A 19,457-nucleotide genomic window follows, 5' to 3' on the forward strand; every position below is an offset into this window, starting at 1 on the left:
TAAATAGAAGGGTAAGGTAATGTATATGAAAAGAATTCAAATAGCTGATAATCTTGAGTTTTCACAAATTATTCACGGATTATGGCGTTTAGCTGAATGGAAAATGACATCAGAACAATTAGTCGCTTTTATAGAAGAATGCATTGATTTAGGAATTACAACATTTGATCATGCCGATATTTATGGTGGTTATACTTGTGAAGAGATTTTTGGAAAGGCTTTAGCAATAAAACCGGAGCTTCGTGAAAAAATCCAAATCGTTACAAAATGTGGGATAAAGTTAAAGTCATCAAAGTTTCCTGAACTTAAAATGAATCATTATGATACTAGTAAAGAGCATATCTTAACGAGTGTGAACAATTCATTGGAAAATCTACAAACAGATTATATCGATTTACTGTTAATACATAGACCAAATCCATTTATGAATCCAAAGGAAATCGCAGAGGCGTTTAATCAACTTCAATCTGAAGGAAAAGTACGCCACTTTGGGGTATCCAACTTTTTACCATCTCAATTTAATGCATTACAAGCATATCTAAACATGCCTTTAGTAACAAATCAAATTGAAGTTTCACCAATGCAATTAGAGCATTTTGAAAAGGGAACAATTGATTTATTACTTGAAAAAGATATTGCTCCAATGATCTGGTCCCCATTAGCAGGCGGACAAATTTTTACTAGTCAGTCTGAAACAGCGGTACGAGTTCGAGAGATGCTTGAAGAGATTTCTAGTGAAATTGGTGCAAATTCAATCGACGAAGTAATGTACGCATGGTTATTAGCTCACCCCGTTAAAATGATGCCAATCGTAGGGTCTGGTAAAATTGAACGTGTCAAAACAGCAGTTGAATCTACAAAGTTAAGTATGTCAGCGGAACAATGGTTACGAATTTACGTAGCTGGAATGGGGCATAATTTACCTTAAACAAAAAAAGTGGAAAACTTTTTACTAGTTTTCCACTTTTTTTGTTCTTTTTTAAGTATTGTTACATATAGTTAAAGGCAAAAGTTTATTGGAATTTTTATATAAATATATTTATTTTTAAGGACTCGTCCTATTTTCTGAAAAAATGGGTGTAAAATTTAGAAGAAACATTGTCAATTATTGTGTCCTTCTGCATATGATAGAGTAATCCATAAAAAAGGGTAGAAAATCACCTACCGAATTAGTTTATGCAATTGTGTATTACTGTGTGACGATTTTTTTATTTTTAAAATAAATCATAACAAGTAAGGGAGGGAAAGAAAATGAGTAATGAAAATAATGAACATGAACAAAAGCATAATTTTACCATTTCACAGGAAGACTGGACCCTCCATCGTAAAGGACACGACGACCAACAGCGCCATCAAGAGAAGGTACAAGAGGCGATTAAAAAGAATTTAGCAGATTTGATCACAGAAGAAAGCATCATCATGTCAAATGGGCGCGATGTAGTAAAAATCCCAATCCGGTCACTAGATGAGTATAAGATTAGATACAACTACGATAAAAATAAACACGTTGGTCAGGGTACTGGAGACAGTAAAGTTGGCGATGTAGTGGCAAGAGATGGTTCACAAGGCGGCCAGCCGCAAAAAGGTGCTGGTAAAGGCCAAGGAGCAGGTAAGGAATCAGGCGAAGATTATTATGAGGCAGAGGTTTCACTAATGGAATTAGAGGAAGCTCTTTTTAGTCAGTTAGAATTACCAGATCTAAAAAGAAAAGAACAAGACTTAAATACAGTAGAAAATATTGAATTTAATGACATTAGAAAAACTGGGTTAATGGGTAACATTGATAAAAAACGTACAATGATGTCTGCGTTTAAACGTAACGCAATGAGTGGTACGCCATCATTCTATCCTATATCTCCAGAAGACTTAAAGTTCCGTACATGGAATGAAATTAGAAAACCAGAATCTAAAGCCGTCGTACTCGCAATGATGGATACGAGCGGAAGTATGGGCTTATGGGAAAAGTATATGGCAAGAAGCTTCTTCTTTTGGATGACTAGATTTTTAAGAACAAAATATGAATCAGTTGATATCGAGTTTATTGCACACCATACAGAAGCAAAAGTAGTTACAGAAGAAGAGTTCTTCACAAAAGGAGAAAGCGGAGGAACGATCTGTTCATCTGCTTATCGAAAAGCTTTAGAAGTAATTGAATACAAATATTCTCCAGAAAGATATAATATCTATCCATTCCATTTCTCTGATGGAGATAATTTAACATCTGATAATGCTCGCTGCGTAAAATTAGTTCAAGAATTAATGAAAGTGAGCAATATGTTCGGATACGGAGAAGTAAACCAATACAATCGACACTCTACACTAATGTCCGCATATAAAAACATTAATGATGAAAAATTCCGCTACTACATCCTTAAACAAAAATCAGATGTATTCCATTCAATGAAGAGCTTCTTTAAACAGGAGCATGAGAAGGCAGCGAAATAATCGCTGGATAACTGAATTAAATGAATGTTGAGTAGAATAGGTAAGTGAAACCAGAAAAGCCCGGTAGAGGGTTTTTCTGGTTTTTTGTCATGAATACTCAAAGTTTAATGAATGGCATAGAGGATCTTATTCAACATATTTGCAGTATAGTTGACCAATATTGTTAAAAAAATGAATAGGGTTTTCCTTTTGTTGAAATAATCGGGGTACATATTAAAAGTGATGTGTGATTGTAAACAGGGTTGGACTGAACAGATGAGTATTCCCAAAAGCTTCTGGTAATTTCATAAGCCCACCTTTATCTGTAATTTAATCTTGAAATTCCATCATTTCATCAATCAGAGAAGAAACACGATAATTTAGTTGTTAGCTTTTTCCTTTTATTAGTTAGTGATATATATTACAACACCTTGTATAATTGTGATAAATCAAACAATAAAAACATAGCTAGTGTAAAATAAAAGTTATGTAAACGAAGATAGCAGTATACTGTGAAATACCCCGATGAAAAAGGGTATTTTTTTTTGTGAAGACAGGAGCAAAAGAAAGGAAGATATACTTGAAAACACTTTATGTTTGTTACACTTGTGAATCCTCTATAAAATGGGAAAATGTAACCCAAGGACTAGAAGTTACCATCGAGGAGATTAGGCTTGAAGTGATGAGTAAACTGTTAAACTAAGATTATTTTACTGTGAAAAATGATAAAGGGTATAGTTTGATTATTTCCTCTTTATTACGGTATGTACGTATTGTTCATGAGAAGACCGAATCAAAGAAAGTAAATTAGATTTAATAGAAGCCTTTATTCTATAAGGGTAAATAGCCTTGATAGCTCTTCTATATTTATGTTATCCCTCTATAAATTAACGAAGCAAAAAAGATGGATAGGATATAGAAGAATATTGCATGTACCATCCAGCAAATGATAAACATTTTTATAGATAAATGACAAACAGTTACATTAAATTTAAAGGGGAAAACAGTGTGGGGAGAATAGAGAGAAGACAGCAAAGAAAATTATCAAAGAAACTATGGAACCGTTTATCTTCCAAAGGCTTCCTTTTCAAAATATTATCGATAGTTGCAGCGTTAGTTGTATGCTTTTTATTTATTATGAATATCTTGATTTGGACAAGTGATGTGAGTAAATTGGAAGATCCTGCACCGCAGCCGACAATCATCTTTGATCAAAAAGGAGAAGCCGCAAGTAAGATCTCAGTTTCGAACATCGAAGGAGTCAGCATAAAGCAAATTCCAACAAATATGATACATGCCGTTATTGCAACTGAAGATCAACGCTTTTACAAGCATAATGGTATTAACTATTTCGGGATTGCAAAGGCGCTACTAAAAAACTTAGTAAGTGGAGAAATTGTTGCAGGCGGAAGTACAATTACGCAACAGTTAGCCAAAAATGCTTTTCTAACACAAGAGCGTACCTATACAAGAAAGTTAAAAGAATTGATTTTGACAAAGAAGATTGAACGAGTATACTCGAAAAATGAAATTTTAGAGCGTTATTTGAACCAGATCTATTTCGGAGAAGGTGCTTGGGGTATTCAGCGTGCAGCCCAAGTGTATTTTGGGAAAGATGCGAATCAGTTAACATTAAGCGAATCAGCGATGTTAGCGGGCATCATTAAGGCTCCTTCTAACCTGTCGCCTTTTAAGAATTTCGATAAAGCAATTAATCGTAGAAATACTGTGCTGTCATTAATGGAAAATGAAGGCTATATTAGTCAAAGTGAAGCTCAGAAGGCTAAGGCGCAAACAATTGTATTAGCAGATAAGAAAAATAAAGATTACCAAGGTAAATATCCATATTATGTAGATTATATTATTGATGAGGCGATCAATAAATATCATCTGACACCAAACGAGGTTCTTTCAGGAGGACTCCATATTTATACCGAATTGAATCCTGCCATTCAAAGTGCTGTTGAAGATGTGTATAAAAATAACAATTTGTTTCCTAAAAGTCAGTCTGATCAAACCATTCAAAGCGGAGCCATTCTGATTAACCCTTCAACAGGAGGTATTACTGCCCTTGTTGGCGGACGCGGTGAGCATACTTTTAGGCAATTTAATCGTGCTACTCAATTAAAACGTCAGCCTGGGTCCACAATGAAACCATTGGCAACTTATACTCCAGCGTTGGAACAAGGATATGATATTTTTGATACCTTAGAAGATCATCCTATTAATATTAATGGCTATCAACCTCAAAACTCTGACAATCAATTTCATGGAGAAGTTACGATGTACGACGCCCTTATCCACTCTTATAATGTACCTGCTGTTTGGTTATTGCAAAAAATAGGATTAGAAAATGGGATAAATGCAGTAAAGCGTTTTGGTATTCCATTAGGTAAAAAAGATCAGACTCTTGGTCTAGCTCTTGGAGGTATGAATGAAGGAACATCTCCTTTAAAAATGGCTCAAGCATTTTCCGCCTTTCCAAATAACGGAATTATGGTAGAAGCACATGCGATTCAAAAAATTGAGAATGCAGATGGAGAGACGATTGGGAAATGGAATAAAAAACAAACTCGGGTGACCGAGGCATCCATCGCTCAAAAAATTACATTTATGCTCAAGGGTGTTGTCAAAGAGGGAACTGGAGTTAAAGCACAAATAGAAGGCAGAGATATTGCAGGTAAAACAGGAACTACTCAGCTGCCTTTTTCTACTGTGAACGGAGCAAAAGACCATTGGTTTGTAGGGTATACTCCAAACATCGTTGGGGCTGTTTGGTTAGGCTATGATAAAACAGATAAAAATCATTATTTGACATCATCAAGTAGTCAAACCGCGACTGTAATATTTAAAGAAATTATATTGAAATCTGGAAAGGAAATTCCGCCCAATAAGTTCGATCTACCACTACTTGGAAAGAATTATAAAAAACAATTAGAAAAGAAAAAGAAACAAGAGGAAATGTACAGAGAAGAAGAGAAAGTGCAAGATGATGGTTGGAAAGAAGACAAGCATGAAAAGAAGGAGCATAAAAATAAAGGAAAAGGAAAAGGAAAAGAAAAAGGAAAAGAAAAAGGACATGGAAATGGAAAAGGTAAAAAATGGAAGGATTAAAGAAGCGACCCGACATAATTAAAAGTCGAGTTTAGTAAATCTATATAAAATTCGTAGAAAGTGAGAAACAGAGAGACCCCATTGAGGGTTTTTCTGTTTTTTTGTCATAAATACACAAAGATTAATAAATGTGATAGAGAGGATTCTTATTCAACAAAATGGAGCCGTTTCGTTCATTATGACTATCCTGCCATTTAGTGCAATAATATAACCCACCTATTTTAAACATGAATTTCGTCAATAATGCCTGGTATAACAACAATTATTGGAGGGAATTCATTAATGTTATTATCTAAAGCATGGATAAGTTACTATAATGATAAGTTAATTGAAGGATACTCAACAACTACTCTAAAGGCATATAAAATCCAAGCAACATTATTAATAAAACACTTCGGTGATATTGATATTGCTCAAATCTCTACTGATGCTTTAAAAGAGTATCTTGTAATTGTTGGAGAAAAGTTAAAACCTGCAAGTCTAGCACATAGAGTTCGTTTTATAAAATCTTTATTCCGTTGGGCTCATGAAGAGGGTGAGATTCATAGTAACCCTTCTTCAAAGTTAAAAGAACCAAAAGCTGGAACTAGAATTCCTAAATTCTTAACTGTTAAGGAAATTGAACTCCTTCGAGAAGCCTGTAATACGCTAAGAGAACATGCAATAATTGAGTTTATGTATTCATCAGGATGCCGTATAGGCGAAATTGTCTTAATAATAAAAATAATATTAATTGGACGAATCACTCTGTAATAGTACGAGGAAAAGGTGATATAGAAAGAGAAGTATACTTCAATACTCGAGCTGAAATTTGGTTATTTAGATACTTGAACGAACGAGACGATTCAGATCCTGCATTATTTGTAACCGAAAGAGCACCTCGTCGGTTAAGTATTGCTCAAACGCGCCATATAATTAATGAGGTTTCTTTACAGGCAGAGTTTAATAAGAAGATTTCACCCACCAACTAAGACACAGTTATGCAACCCATTTAATGGATAATGGAGCTCCAATTGAAGTAATCCAAAGCTTATTAGGTCACGAAAAGAGTGAAACAACACGTATATATGCGAAACTGAGTGGAAAGCAACGCCAAGATCAATATTGTAAATACTTTTAAAAAAGGAATTGCAACGCTCCATTTAATAACTTCTTATAAAGCTGAGCATGCTGATAAGGAAAAAGGGTGTATTATGAAATTTCTCTTTTATAAAGATAAACCAGAAAGCCCGGTAGTGGGTTTTTCTGGTTTTTTGTTGTAAAAACCAACGATAAATATTTTCCAACAAAAGATCAAAATGTGTTATCGTTAAATAGGATTTTCTAGAGTAGAAAAATGAGAAAGGTGTGCAGAAGTGTGATTAAAAGAGTATTTTTGATTTTATTTACTGTGATTTTATTATCTATATTTGTGGGTTGCGGACAAATCACTGAACAGACTTCGTCAAAAAAAGTGGAATCCCCAACGAGCACGGCTTCTAAGACTGTTGAAAACATTAAGAGTACACCTGCAGATGACACAGAAAAAACAAAGAGTGATAGTGAACCGAACAAAAGTGTTCCTGCTTTTAGCACTTCAAAGGCAACAGGTACAACAGACGGATTTGATTATAGCAAATATACCCTAATTGTAGTAAACGGCGGGGATATGTCAGGAGATAGACAGCCGAATGTCAAAGTAGATGTCGGATATGGAGAACGGGAATATTGGGCGTATACAAATGAATACGGTCAGCTAATTCGTGTTGAGGCGAAAAAGATAACTCTTCAAAATTCGAATACGGATCATGTTTTGTCATCAGGTCGATATTACTCTGATGAAGCAAATGTTCCTGGTACAGAGAGTCCAACCTTGGATAAAGGGCATGTGATTGCTGACTCGCTTGGGGGAGTATCAAACGCATATAACATTACACCTCAGAACAGCAATCTCAATAGGCACGGTGATCAAGCTTATATGGAAAAAGTGATTCGAGATGCAAAAGGTTGCACTGATTTCGTAGCAGTGATTCACTATCCTAATACTAGGACGCAAATTCCTAACCACTATAAATTCACATATAAAATTCAGGGCAGATCCATTACAGATGAATTTGACAATGTAAACCCAGATGAAGTGAACAAAAATTTAGGGAAAACGACAGGTACGAGCAGTACTCCACCGAAAACAAACAATGTGCCTGCAAACAAAACGAAAAATAGTAATGAAGACGTTAGTAAAGTGGATACAAATCATAACGGAAGTGTTACGATCGCTGAAGCCAAAGCTGCTGGATTTAAAATGCCAATTACGCGAGATTCATGGCTCTATAAATATATGGATGATCGAGATGGTGATGGCTTAGTAGGCGAATAAATGAGGTTATGTGGTGATTCTTTTCTTCTTATTGAAGTAAAGAGGCAAGTTATAAAATGATGCTGGTTTTAATTCCCTTGATAAGTGTTTTGATCTTATGAATTTGTTAATACAGCATCATTGATATTTTGGAATTATAGAGTTTCTTATGCAATTAACGCATGTACATCAAAATCGACTATTTAGTCGATTTTTTTTATTGTGCTTTCTGGGAGAAGATATTGTATGGATCTAAGTATCTTTTTTTTTTGCATGGGTAAATATAATCCTAAAATACATTAGGCAGGGTTTATATGAAGACAAAATTTTTTATATTAATCTCAATTAGCATGTTCATTTTTCTTATTCAACCTTCTGTAATTAAAGCAAATCAAAATGAAATAAATAATAAATTACTTCATGATACATTGCTGACTACACTCGATCCTTATATTTCAAAAGGTGTAGAAGATTATTATGGATATCACAAAGCGTATGGTTTGTATGATGCGAAAATATTAAATATTAATAGGGATCGCGAAGGAAGCTTCGGCTTTACTGCAAAAGTCAAAGTGAATACTTTTGAACATGCACACAATCCTCCTCATGGAAAGGAGACAATGATCTTTCATATAAGCCCAATAGGAATTAAGAAGATTAGTTATAATCATGAAGGCGATCAAGAGGAAAGGAAATTTAAACAGTTTTATAGTGAGACGATTTCAGATATAAAGCAATCGTTTAATTTAAATTTAGAGCTATATTCAGAATATAATTATTCGCAGCTACAATATAAAGCAGAAAAAGAAAAGGAATACAAATCCCTTACCAATATTACTGAGGAGATCATTAATAACATTTTGAATCCAGAGGTCCATCCACCTTATAAAAATGTGATTTCTCCTGTTACCTTTATAAAAGGGAAAAAAGCATATATCCTTTTTAAGAAATCAGATGGAACAAATATACTTTATGAAGTGAATAAGCAAAATAAGAGATGGGAAGTTGTAAAAAAGATGAATAAGAATGGTAAGAAAATGAAAAATGAATTGCTTTGGTATTTGTAGAATAATGTATTGCTTATGCAAAGAACACAGACTACATCCTTAAACAAAAGTCAGATGTGTTCAATTCGATGAAGAGCTTTTTCAAGCAGGAGCATGAGAAGGCAGCGAAATAATCGCTGTACAATAGAATAAAATGAAGTACGATTTGAATGGCAAGTGAAAAACAGAAAAGCCCCTTATAGGGTTTTTCTGTTTTTTGTTATAAAGATTTAGTGTTTAATCAATAGTGAAGTCAGGGTTCTTATTCATCATAATGGAAAGTAGTAATCGTAAAAATAGATCTCTTTTTACATTTGACATTATATTTGTTCAGTTTTGAATGTGGATTTTGCTACTTTTTCTGGCATTGTTAAGAAAATAACTGCGATGACGATACATATACCACCTAGTAATTGGTATACTCCGAAAGATTCTTTTAGCCAAGTAATAGAAACAATAGTTGCTACAAGTGGTTCAATACTAGATAAAATACTAGTCTCTGTTGCTGATAAATATTTTAGGCTACCGATGTAGAGAAGAAAAGAAACTGTACCAATTATTATAATTAAAATTAGCATAGAGAATATTGACAGCGTAAAGGTTTGTGAAAGTTGTTTCCATTCAAAAGAGTGATTGTAAATAAATAATGCAATACCTCCAATTAGCATACCCCAGCCAATAATAAGAGTCGTCCCCCATGTTTGTATAAGGGAAGTAGGGTGAAGTGTATAGAAGGTAAAACCAATAGCTGTTAACAGTCCGAATAAAATAGTTTCCTTAGACATGACAATATTATGGGCTGATCCATTTGTAATAATAAAGTATGTGCCGATCAGTGCAGAGACAATTGCTACTGCTTGCGTAGTAGAGGGCAGTTTTTTATTTTGGATTGCAACGTAAATAGTAATTAGAACTGGTCCTAAAAATTGAAATAGTGTAGCTGTCACGGCGTTGCTAATATACACAGTTTCAATAAAAGCATATTGTGCGCCAAGCATCCCAAGGATTGAGAAAATGATAAGGTGTAATAGATGATGTGGTTGTTGCAAAATACGAAATATATTTTGTTTTTTTGTAAGTAAGAAACATAAAATAAAGACCCCAGCAAGTAAGAGGCGAATGACTAAATAGTCGATTGATGATATTGTCGTACGTTGAAAAAACCATTGAATTAATGGACCTGATAATCCCCATAAAGTAGCTCCTGTAAGAATCATAAATAGTCCAAGACTTCTGCTGTTTTGCATAATCATGATGCTCCTTTCAAACATTGATTTTATTCGATTTACATGATAAAAAGTATTATATATAAACTCTGGTACTGTATAAAGTATCAGTAATTCATTTAGTGAGGGGGTCAGATTTTATGTTAGAGTTAACACCAAATTTGAATATTGAGTCAAAAATGCCGATGTATGTACAGTTATATGGGTATATAAAAGAAGAAATAAGAAGTGGAAAAATCCCTCCTATGACGAAGCTTCCAGCAAAAAGAAAGTTAGCAATGTATTTAGAAGTGAGTAAAAATACAGTTGAATCAGCATATGAACAACTTCTGGCAGAAGGGTATATTGAATCAGTTTCACGCAAGGGATATTTTGTATGTGAAATTGAGCAAATGATGCTTACAGAGAAAAAAAGAGAATTCGTTAATGAAGTATTATACGGAGAACAGATCTATAAATATGATTTTACACAGACGGGTGTAGATCCAAAGACATTTCCATTCGCTGTCTATCGTAAAATTTCAAATGAAGTATGGCAACAAGAAAATAAGGAACTTCTATTTCTTGGTCATCCTCAAGGTGAATCCAACTTGCGTGAAGAGATTGCGAAATATTTATATGAATCAAGAGGTGTTAGATGTTCATCGAGTCAAATTGTAATAGGAGCCGGAACCCAATTTTTAATAAGAATCTTGTTTCAGTTACTAAAGGGAAGGAATTTTGCAGTTGAAAATCCAGGGTATCATCGAAAGTTGGTTGTTTTTGAGAAGGGAGAAGAAAATGTTCAAATGATCCCACTTGATGAGGATGGGATCTCTATTGCAGCCTTAGAAGCTAGCAATGCGAAAGTTATTTTCGTTACACCGTCTCACCAATTTCCTTGTGGAATGATTATGCCAATTAAAAGAAGAGGACAACTATTACAATGGGCTCAAGAGGAGTATGGACGTTATATTATTGAAGATGATTATGATAGTGAATTTCGTTATTCTGGAAAACCAATTCCTGCATTGCAGGGGCTTGACGCAGAGGGAAACGTAATTTACATGGGGACATTTTCAAAAGCTTTACTTCCATCATTACGAATGAGTTATATGGTGTTGCCAAAACAGCTGATTAAATTGTATCATTCACAATATTTATTCTACACACAAAGTGTTTCGAGAATTGATCAAGAAATCATTAGAAGATTTTTAAACGAAGGACATTGGGAAAAACATATTAATAAAATGCGAGTTGTTTACAGAAAAAAGAGAGATGTACTTATTTTGGCGATAGAAAGGTATTTTTCTAATAAAGTGGAAGTGATAGGAGAAGATTCTGGCTTACATATTTTATTAAAGGTTCACAATGGAATGTTAGAAGAAGAGTTAATAAAAAGAGCGGCTGAAAACAGTATTAAAGTCTATCCAGTTTCAATGTATTATAGCGAAGGGAATAATCCGAAAAATACAGTCTTACTTGGATTTGCTATTTTATCAGAGGCTGAGATTGAAGAGGCTATTCGATGGTTGTATAATTCATGGTTTAAAATATAACATGATACTAAAATAATTCTCGATTACTTTAGATCTGTTTAAAAGCCAACATGCATAAAAAAGTCTGTAATTATAGATACAGGCTATATATTGTGTTCTATTCAATGAAGAGCTTCTTTAAACAGGAACACTGGACAATAGAATAAAATGAAGTACGAATAGAATAGCAAGTGAAAAACAGAAAAGCCCCTTATAGGTTTTTTTGTTTTTTTGTTGTATATAGAAGGTGTCTTCAAAAAATGAAATCTTCAGCTAATCATGGAATATCATCTGGTGGATCACCTTGAATATTGTGGGAAGTTTTGAATTTATTTAATACTTCAGATTTTTTTGTTTTTGTAAAATAATTTCTTCTTTTTTGTGTTATAATTTTAGAGTGAGATTGTAATATATGCATCTTAGAATTTCTAAAAGGAGCAAATTTTTAAAATGAAATGGTTAATTGTATTTGGACCGGTAATAGAATTAGTATTATATGCAATAGTTTCTAAGTTTTGGATAAGTGATTTTAAAGAAATAAAACCAATAATTATTTTACAAATAGTACTTTACACTTTTCTTATTACACCATTATTACTTTGGGGATATATGTTAAAGCACTAATAAATATAATTTTACAATAAAGTAAGCATACCAACGAAAAATCGGGAAGAATGCTTTTTTTTATCCTTATTTTTCTTGGCCTATAGGATTTTTATACAACTAATCAAGTGAAAAACAGAAAAGCCCCTTATAGGGTTTTTCTGTTTTTTGTTATCAAGAATCATTCTTTCCAAAATTGTTCCAGTAGAATAACAATCATGGTACCTACGAGTAATCCATTACTTAAAACATATTTGAAGGTAGATGGTAATCCGCTAAATGCACTTTCTGGAAGAAACATTATTCCAAACTAATTAATAATGAAATTCCTAATATCGTTAATCGACGTTGGTTTAATTCTTCACGTAAAATCGATTGAAATGAAATTCCGATCATTTGGACAAAGGTTGCTAAAAGCGCGGCATTTGCAATAGGACCTGGTAGCAAGGATATAAAGCCTACAAAAGAGGGAATAAAAGAAATTCCAGCTAATATGAGATTTGCTATAAGGAACGGCTTCACTTTTTTTTGTCCTGTTAGTTGAATAAATCCTGCTGATGAAGGTAATGGAACAACGCCAATTGTAGAGAACAACGACGTGAAAACATGAGATATACCTCCGACCCATATACCACGGTTCAATGTTTGTCTTTCATTTTCTTTAGATAGCGGAGACACTTGTTTTACAGCCGAAATTGCAGCAATTGTGTTTGCAACTAATAGGAATGTAAATAAAGTTACAGTTATGGTTATCCCAGTATCTAACTTAGGCATGCCCCAAGCAAATACTTCAGGGAACTTAACTAAAGGTGTATTAGAAGGAAGGTGTGACGGTTTTCCAAATACAGCATACAAAAGCCAACCAACTGAAATTCCAAGTAACACAGCGTAACTTTTCATCCATCCTTTTCCCTTAATTGATAAGAAAGTAATCATGGCAAAAACAAAGAGTGCAATAGTAGCTAATGTATAATTAGGATGAGTTACAGTTCCTTGTAATCCCATCATTCCTTTTAGTAACACACCACTAAGCTGAAGAGCTAAGATTAAAAGAAATGTTCCTGTAACCAAAGGGGTAAATAAACGTAGAATTCGATGCACAAGTCCTGTTATCCCAAGGACGAAAAGTAATAGACCTGCAATAATTAATCCACCTTCTAAAAGTCGGAGTACATCTTTTGCACTTTGTCCCTGATGCATAGCTACTTGTCCCAATATGACAAATATACTTACCCATGAACCGGCTGGGCCATCCGCAATGGGATAGCGATGCCCTAACCATGCTTGTAAAAAAGAACTTACTCCCACAACTAAAAAAGTTCGCTGCATTAAAGTTGAAATTTCATCAATTGATAAATGGAATATGCCTCCAATAATGATTGGCAATGCAATTGCATTTGCTAATAGAAACACAAACCACTGTAAGATACTAAAACTAGTATTAACATATTTATTATTCATATTAATCTCCCCTGCTTAAAAAAGAACCTTATAGAAAAAATCCATCTTTTCTATAGTGGTAGATTAAAAAGATGGATTTCTAAGGTTTATATAGTGTAAATTTATTTTAATTTAATAGAAATATTTTTTTATAATTTACCATTTACGATAAGGTAAGAATTTACCATTAAGTGTTAGGATTACACGGTCACCATTTGGATCTTCTTTTTTCTCCACACCTAGTTCGAAATCAATTGCACTCATAATACCTTCACCAACTTTTTCTTGAATTAATTCTTTAATAGTTGGTCCGTACACTAATAACATTTCATATAAACGATATAAGATTGGGTCAGTAGGAGGCATTTGCATTGCATCACCTCTATGTGGAATAATCGTTAAGGCTTGAACTACTTCTTCATTTAACCCTAATAGTTCAGCCATTTTTTCTGCTTCTGGACGGGTCATTGTAGCTTGTCCTAATAATGCTGTTACAACCCAAGACTCAGAGTTCTCACTTACTTTTGAAATTTCTTCCCATGTTAAACCTTTTGCAATTTTTGCTTCTATAATTTTTTGCGTAGCTTCTTTTCTATTCATATCTATTAACTTCCTTCCATTTAAGTAGTAATAATTAATTTTTCACTTCATTTAATGTTTTATATCCATCAACTAATAAATCTAATTTACCTGTGTGGGGATCAATAGCTAAACCATGGACAGGAATATCTTTTGGTATAAATGGATGATTTCTTACTAAATCAATATTAGCTTGAATTGAATCGTTGACATGATCAAATCCAAATAACCACTTTTCAAGGTCAATGCCAGCATATTCAATAGCTGAGATAATTTCTGGTGAAGATACTCCACGATTTAATATTTTTTGAAGTGTTCCTTTTGGATTACTTTGACTCATTCCACATGCATGATGTCCAATAATATAAATTTCTTCTGCATTCAATTCATATACAGCTGTTACAACACTTCGCATGATACTACCGAAGGCATCTGTAATCGTACCACCTGCATTTTTGATGATTTTTGCATCACCATTGTGTAAATCTAAAGCTTTTGGAAGCAGCTCAATTAAACGAGCATCCATGCAAGAGACAACAACCATACGTTTTTGAGGTATCTTTGTTGCTTCATAAGGAAGGTATTCCTTGTTTTGTACAAATTGTTCATTGTACGCTAAAATTTCTTGTAATAACATGTTTTTAACCACCTTTACATTAAGATGTATTTCTTTGTTGAATCCACTATGTTATAAGTAAAGTGATATAAGAGGATAAATTAAGTATAGTGAATTGTATCGATAAGCAGAATAAGTTGGCGAAACACTATCTGGCTTTCTACTTTCATGATGAAAGGATTGATTTATATCATTGATCAAACAGATTTTGAGATACTGAAATTATTAGGAGGAAACTCAAGAATTCAATGGAAAGAACTCGGTCAAAAAATACATATGACAGGGCAGGCTGTAGGAAATCGAATTCGAAGACTAGAGGATTTAGGAATAATTGAGCAATATACAATCGCAATAAACCGAATCAAATTAGGACAAATAGTGACTGCATTTGTTACTGTGTTCGTAAAAACAGCTAATCATCAAGAGTTTAAGATGTTCTTTCAAGAAGAAGAAGCAGTTTCTGAAGTACATCGTACAAGTGGTGAAGGATGTTATTTATTAAAAACTCATTTTGCTTCGAATGAAGAATTGGATACATTTCTAGAAAGACTATTAAAGTATGGAAATTATCGTGTTAACCTATCAATAGGAAAGTTAAAATAAAGCTAATCACATTTGGAAACTGACACAAATTACGAATAGAAATAAGCAAAACAAAAAAAGCCCGATAAAGGGCTTTTCTGGTTTTATAATGTAATAAATGATTGCTAAACTTTACTAGTTTTAACTGTCATAAAATAATTCCACTTGTATACATAGTCACTTTTGTATTGACCTCAAAGGGAACTTTTGAATAGTCCTTTTCCCAATTTAACTTCTTCCAAGTATCAGGATGATAGGCCATTAAATATCTACCTATTCCTAATGCATCACAATTTGTTTCTTGAAGAATGCTAATTACTTCTTTTAGCTCGTTTTCGATATTTTTAGTAATTTTGTTTTCTATTTCCCTTTTCTTGATATTACTAGCTAGATCTTCGCCAGTATACTCGATTAAATCAATCTTTATTTTTAAATCGATCTTTACTTTAGGTTGCTTTTCATTTTTAATTTGTAGGTTTCTTTTTATACTTTTTACTTTAAAAGAAACAATCTCATTATTGCTCCCTAATGGTTCCGTCAAACTCATCGTATTACTTTTTTTGTCTTGCAGTAATAACAATAATTTTGACTGTTTATTATTTAGGACTTTTCCGGTAAAACGATTGTTTTCTAAAAGTGCCACACCTTTAATTTTTATTGTTTCATCATCTATTTTTTCTAAATAAGGGACGACTAAATCCCTACCTGGATCGTCCATTTTTTTGTAAATAGTTTCTTGTGTCTCTTTTGGAATTACAGAAATATTTTCAGCTGCCTCAAGCATTTCTGAAAGTGACTCACTGATAGAAATATCTTTATAAGTTTTCATTTCAATAATACTAGAGGCCTGTCCTTTTACGATTGCTACTCGTGAAGTTAGTGGGTTTCTAATAAATCGGAAAAAGGTATCAAAATAAGGATACAAATTGTTTTTTGCGAGGTTTTCACCTAATAGCATCACTAGCAATTTGTTGGGTGAAAAACTACCAGGAATTTGGTAATCAATATTGTTACGTACATCTCTTATACTTGCGCCTTGATCATTAACAATATAATTAGTGGCCTCGGTTTGGTCACCTTTTGCAATATTAGCACTGACGCTTGCTGTTCCCTGAATATTGTCATTAGGAAGTTGGTCAAATGCAATACTTAGTACTAATGCAGAGTCCTTCAAGGAGTGTTGATCCCAGCATCCTGTTAAAAAGAAGATTAATAAATAAACAGTGTAATGATATTTTTTCATGACACTTTAACTTCCTTACTTTTAATCTTAAAGAGTAGGGAAATACATAAGATCAACGCCGGAATCAATAGTATAAAAATAAAACTCGAAATAGATAAGATTTTTATTAAGATATCTAAAAAACCATTTGAAGAAGGTACTAAATTACTAACTAGAAAGATAATCAAGCAAATTGCAAGAGTAGAAAATGTAGTAACTCTATTTCTATTTATCAAATTTGAAATGCCAACATTAGCCAAATTTAAATAAGCAACATAGGAAGAGGCAATTACGACAAACCACAATGAAAGAAATAGTAAATCAAGTCGTTCTAGTACTTTGAAAAAAGTTAAGGTTTTAAATAAATAAATTGTTGGTTCTGGAATTAACGCCATTTCTTTTTTACTAAAGAATACGAAACATAAAACGACAGTAAATAGATTAATCATTGTAATAAATAATATAGAAAAAATAGAGCTTTTTATTATTTTTCTATGAGGGCCTTTTACAAATGGGTAGACAACTAAAAGACACTCAAAACCATGTAGAAAATAATAAGACGTATAACTTCCTTTCATTATATGGGTAAAGTTAACTTGAGCAACTGGTAGTAAAAATTTCCATTCCACCTGTTGAAACGCTTCAATACTAAAAACGAAAATGATTAAAAATGTCCAAAAAGATAATTGGAAAAATCGAGTCATCGTTCGAATATTTTCTTTTCCTAAATAGATACCAATTATCAATAAAAGGAGTAAAATACTCCAAAATGGTGAGTTTGGAAAAACCCACTTACTAAAAACAAATAGATAGGATTGATTAATTGAATAAGCAATAAAGACAAAATATAAAATATAACAAATTTTTAATATTCCACCGATCCATTTTCCAAAAAAAAGCGTACAAACTTCAAAAATTGTTAAATTAGGAAACCGCTTAATTAAAAATGAATATAGGAATATAGTACAAACAGAATAGAAACAAGAAAGTAATAAAGAAATCCATCCATCATGAGCACTTTCTTTATATAAATACATTGGTAGCCTTAATGTTGTAACATTTAATTGGACGATTACCATATAAAAAAATAATTGAAAGGATGAAATGGTCTCGTTTTGCTTAATTATCATTTTTTCCACCCTTTCGTTCCTTGGGACTGAATCGTATCAGTGGGTTGCGCATTTGTCGGTCGAGTCTTCATTTTCCAATTTGGCACTCTTATCAAGGTATCCTTTAAATCCTTTATTCGAATTGGTGCAAGAGGTGAAAAGTATGGAGAACCAAAAGATTCTAGTTTAACAATATGAATAAAAATAAGCGTTAAACCGAATATAATACCAACAAATCCATAGATTGATGCCAAAATAATCATTGGAAAGCTTAATAATCGAAGTGTAAAACTCATTTCATGAACAGGAACAACAAATGATGCAACTGCTGTGATGGCGAGTACTACTGTCATAGGATTTGAAACTAAATTAGCCTCTACAATAGCTGTTCCGATAACGAGCCCTCCTACAATGCCGATCGTTTGAGCAATTGGGCTTGGTAGTCGAATGGATGCTTCTCTTAATAATTCCAATATCAATTGCATAATGATCGCTTCGACAAATGGTGAAAATGGTACAAATTCGATGCTGTTTTGAATAGTAGTAACTAATTCATATGGGAGAATTTCATAACCAAATGAAATAACTGATATGTATACTGCAGGTAAAGTTATACAAAGAAAAAAACTAAATAGCCGTATGATTCTTAAAAAAGACCCAACTAAAACCCGCCCATTATAGTCATCAGGAGTTTGAAAAAACATAAAAAAAGTAGCTGGCATAATTGAAACGGTAGGACTCCCTTCAACGATTACTGCAATTTTACCGTCAAACAAATTTGAAATAACTCGATCAGGACGTTCTGTTTTTAATAATTGTGGGAAAGGGGAGAAGGAACTATCCTCGATAAATTCTTCCAGTTTACCTGATGTTAAATTATTTTCAAGTTGAATTGAATGAATACGATTTTTAACATTTTGTAGAATATCTTTATTTACTATATTATCTAAATATAAAATGCCAACATTTGTAGCAGGATCACCAATTTGTACAATTTCCGTTTTAAAATGAGAACTTCTAATTCTATTTCTTATATAATTTACATTTTTACTTAGGCTCTCAATAAAACCGTCGTGAGCACCCGAAACGACTTTTTCATTTACAGGTTCACTAGTTGATCTCACTTCAAATAAAATAGTATCTATTATATAGGCTTCCTTGGATCCATCCTCTAATATAATTGTATTTCCATTAATAAGAGAAACATTAATTTCGTTAAAACAAACAGTTGTAGAAATAGTTGAAACCGGAAGATCCGTCATAATATTTCCATGTTTTATATTTAAAAGTACCTTTATAATTTTTTCATTAATAATCTCTTTATTTGAGATTGTATCGATAAAAGCAATACATAGTGGTCTATTATTGAAAGTAATCTTTCTTGTTTTAAAATCAAAAACATTTGAAAACTCTTCTTTTAATTTTTCTAAATTACGATTAATGTCTTTAGAAATTGTAATTGTTTGTTCCGTTTTCAATAATATTCCACCTCCTATCGTATATTGTTTGTAAAATAGAAAAACATATTCATTGGTCAGATTAAGTAATTGAATGATTATAAATAAAGAAAAGGGCTCTCACATAGGTCAGATTAACTGACATGTGAGAGTCCTATTTTTAATTGCAATAATAAAATAGATTGCA

At 32.8% G+C, this 19,457-nt stretch carries 16 protein-coding genes and 1 pseudogene; 10 read left to right on the forward strand and 7 right to left on the reverse strand.

Annotated elements, in window-relative coordinates:
* The first annotated feature begins 25 nt into the window (after nt 1–25).
* The 7 genes from AB1282_RS09110 to AB1282_RS09140 all read left to right on the forward strand — a co-directional run bounded on the left by AB1282_RS09110 (nt 26) and on the right by AB1282_RS09140 (nt 8,940).
* Nucleotides 26–928, forward strand: coding sequence for an aldo/keto reductase (locus AB1282_RS09110; RefSeq protein WP_429901094.1), 903 nt, complete (start codon nt 26–28; stop codon nt 926–928).
* Between the two features lie 323 nt (nt 929–1,251).
* Nucleotides 1,252–2,445 carry a sporulation protein YhbH gene (gene yhbH / locus AB1282_RS09115; RefSeq protein ID WP_097976849.1) on the forward strand — a complete coding sequence of 398 codons (1,194 nt, stop codon included), beginning with the start codon at nt 1,252–1,254 and terminating at the stop codon, nt 2,443–2,445.
* 1,116 nt (nt 2,446–3,561) lie between these two features.
* The gene (locus AB1282_RS09120; protein WP_429901096.1) at nt 3,562–5,538 is read left to right on the forward strand and encodes a transglycosylase domain-containing protein; all 1,977 of its coding nucleotides are present in this window, start codon (nt 3,562–3,564) and stop codon (nt 5,536–5,538) included.
* A 282-nt stretch (nt 5,539–5,820) separates the two neighbouring features.
* On the forward strand, nt 5,821–6,291 hold the full coding sequence (locus tag AB1282_RS09125; RefSeq protein WP_353611573.1) for a tyrosine-type recombinase/integrase: 471 nt from the start codon (nt 5,821–5,823) through the stop codon (nt 6,289–6,291).
* Nucleotides 6,292–6,532: 241 nt separating this feature from the next.
* A complete protein-coding gene (locus tag AB1282_RS09130; RefSeq protein WP_429898921.1) occupies nt 6,533–6,658 on the forward strand; it encodes a hypothetical protein in 126 nt (41 codons plus the stop codon).
* Between the two features lie 240 nt (nt 6,659–6,898).
* On the forward strand, nt 6,899–7,894 hold the full coding sequence (locus AB1282_RS09135) for a DNA/RNA non-specific endonuclease (protein WP_429901098.1): 996 nt from the start codon (nt 6,899–6,901) through the stop codon (nt 7,892–7,894).
* 293 nt (nt 7,895–8,187) lie between these two features.
* Nucleotides 8,188–8,940 (forward strand): DUF3888 domain-containing protein, encoded by a 753-nt coding sequence (locus tag AB1282_RS09140; RefSeq protein WP_429898922.1) that lies wholly within the window; start codon nt 8,188–8,190, stop codon nt 8,938–8,940.
* Between the two features lie 299 nt (nt 8,941–9,239).
* Here AB1282_RS09140 and AB1282_RS09145 read toward each other — a convergent pair whose 3' ends face one another.
* The gene (locus AB1282_RS09145; protein ID WP_429898923.1) at nt 9,240–10,166 is read right to left on the reverse strand and encodes a DMT family transporter; all 927 of its coding nucleotides are present in this window, start codon (nt 10,164–10,166) and stop codon (nt 9,240–9,242) included.
* 119 nt (nt 10,167–10,285) lie between these two features.
* Here AB1282_RS09145 and AB1282_RS09150 point away from each other — a divergent pair, with 119 nt between their 5' ends.
* Nucleotides 10,286–11,683 (forward strand): PLP-dependent aminotransferase family protein, encoded by a 1,398-nt coding sequence (locus AB1282_RS09150; protein WP_429898924.1) that lies wholly within the window; start codon nt 10,286–10,288, stop codon nt 11,681–11,683.
* A 429-nt stretch (nt 11,684–12,112) separates the two neighbouring features.
* Nucleotides 12,113–12,286: a hypothetical protein gene (locus AB1282_RS09155; RefSeq protein ID WP_156339624.1), complete on the forward strand. Its 174-nt coding sequence runs from the start codon at nt 12,113–12,115 to the stop codon at nt 12,284–12,286.
* 160 nt (nt 12,287–12,446) lie between these two features.
* Here AB1282_RS09155 and AB1282_RS09160 read toward each other — a convergent pair.
* The 3 genes and pseudogenes from AB1282_RS09160 to AB1282_RS09170 all read right to left on the reverse strand — a co-directional run bounded on the left by AB1282_RS09160 (nt 12,447) and on the right by AB1282_RS09170 (nt 14,921).
* Nucleotides 12,447–13,726: pseudogene (locus AB1282_RS09160) on the reverse strand (purine/pyrimidine permease).
* Nucleotides 13,727–13,861: 135 nt separating this feature from the next.
* Nucleotides 13,862–14,305: a cyanase gene (cynS, locus tag AB1282_RS09165; RefSeq protein WP_056467834.1), complete on the reverse strand. Its 444-nt coding sequence runs from the start codon at nt 14,303–14,305 to the stop codon at nt 13,862–13,864.
* A 34-nt stretch (nt 14,306–14,339) separates the two neighbouring features.
* A complete protein-coding gene (locus AB1282_RS09170; RefSeq protein ID WP_429898925.1) occupies nt 14,340–14,921 on the reverse strand; it encodes a beta-class carbonic anhydrase in 582 nt (193 codons plus the stop codon).
* A gap of 150 nt (nt 14,922–15,071) precedes the next feature.
* Here AB1282_RS09170 and AB1282_RS09175 point away from each other — a divergent pair, with 150 nt between their 5' ends.
* Entirely contained in the window at nt 15,072–15,503 is a 432-nt protein-coding gene (locus tag AB1282_RS09175; protein WP_056467903.1) for an Lrp/AsnC family transcriptional regulator, read from the forward strand.
* A 127-nt stretch (nt 15,504–15,630) separates the two neighbouring features.
* Here the strand turns inward: AB1282_RS09175 and AB1282_RS09180 are convergent, their stop codons facing one another.
* The 3 genes from AB1282_RS09180 to AB1282_RS09190 are packed head-to-tail and all read right to left on the reverse strand — an operon-like array spanning nt 15,631 to nt 19,291.
* A complete protein-coding gene (locus AB1282_RS09180) occupies nt 15,631–16,725 on the reverse strand; it encodes a Ger(x)C family spore germination protein (RefSeq protein ID WP_429898926.1) in 1,095 nt (364 codons plus the stop codon).
* Nucleotides 16,722–17,834, reverse strand: coding sequence for a GerAB/ArcD/ProY family transporter (locus AB1282_RS09185; RefSeq protein WP_056467825.1), 1,113 nt, complete (start codon nt 17,832–17,834; stop codon nt 16,722–16,724). The genes AB1282_RS09180 and AB1282_RS09185 overlap by 4 nt, the downstream gene beginning before the upstream one ends.
* Nucleotides 17,831–19,291 (reverse strand): spore germination protein, encoded by a 1,461-nt coding sequence (locus AB1282_RS09190; RefSeq protein WP_429898927.1) that lies wholly within the window; start codon nt 19,289–19,291, stop codon nt 17,831–17,833. The genes AB1282_RS09185 and AB1282_RS09190 overlap by 4 nt, the downstream gene beginning before the upstream one ends.
* Nucleotides 19,292–19,457: the final 166 nt, after the last annotated feature.

The organism is Gottfriedia sp. S16(2024) (genome assembly GCF_050473765.1).
GTDB lineage: Bacteria > Bacillota > Bacilli > Bacillales > Bacillaceae_G > Gottfriedia.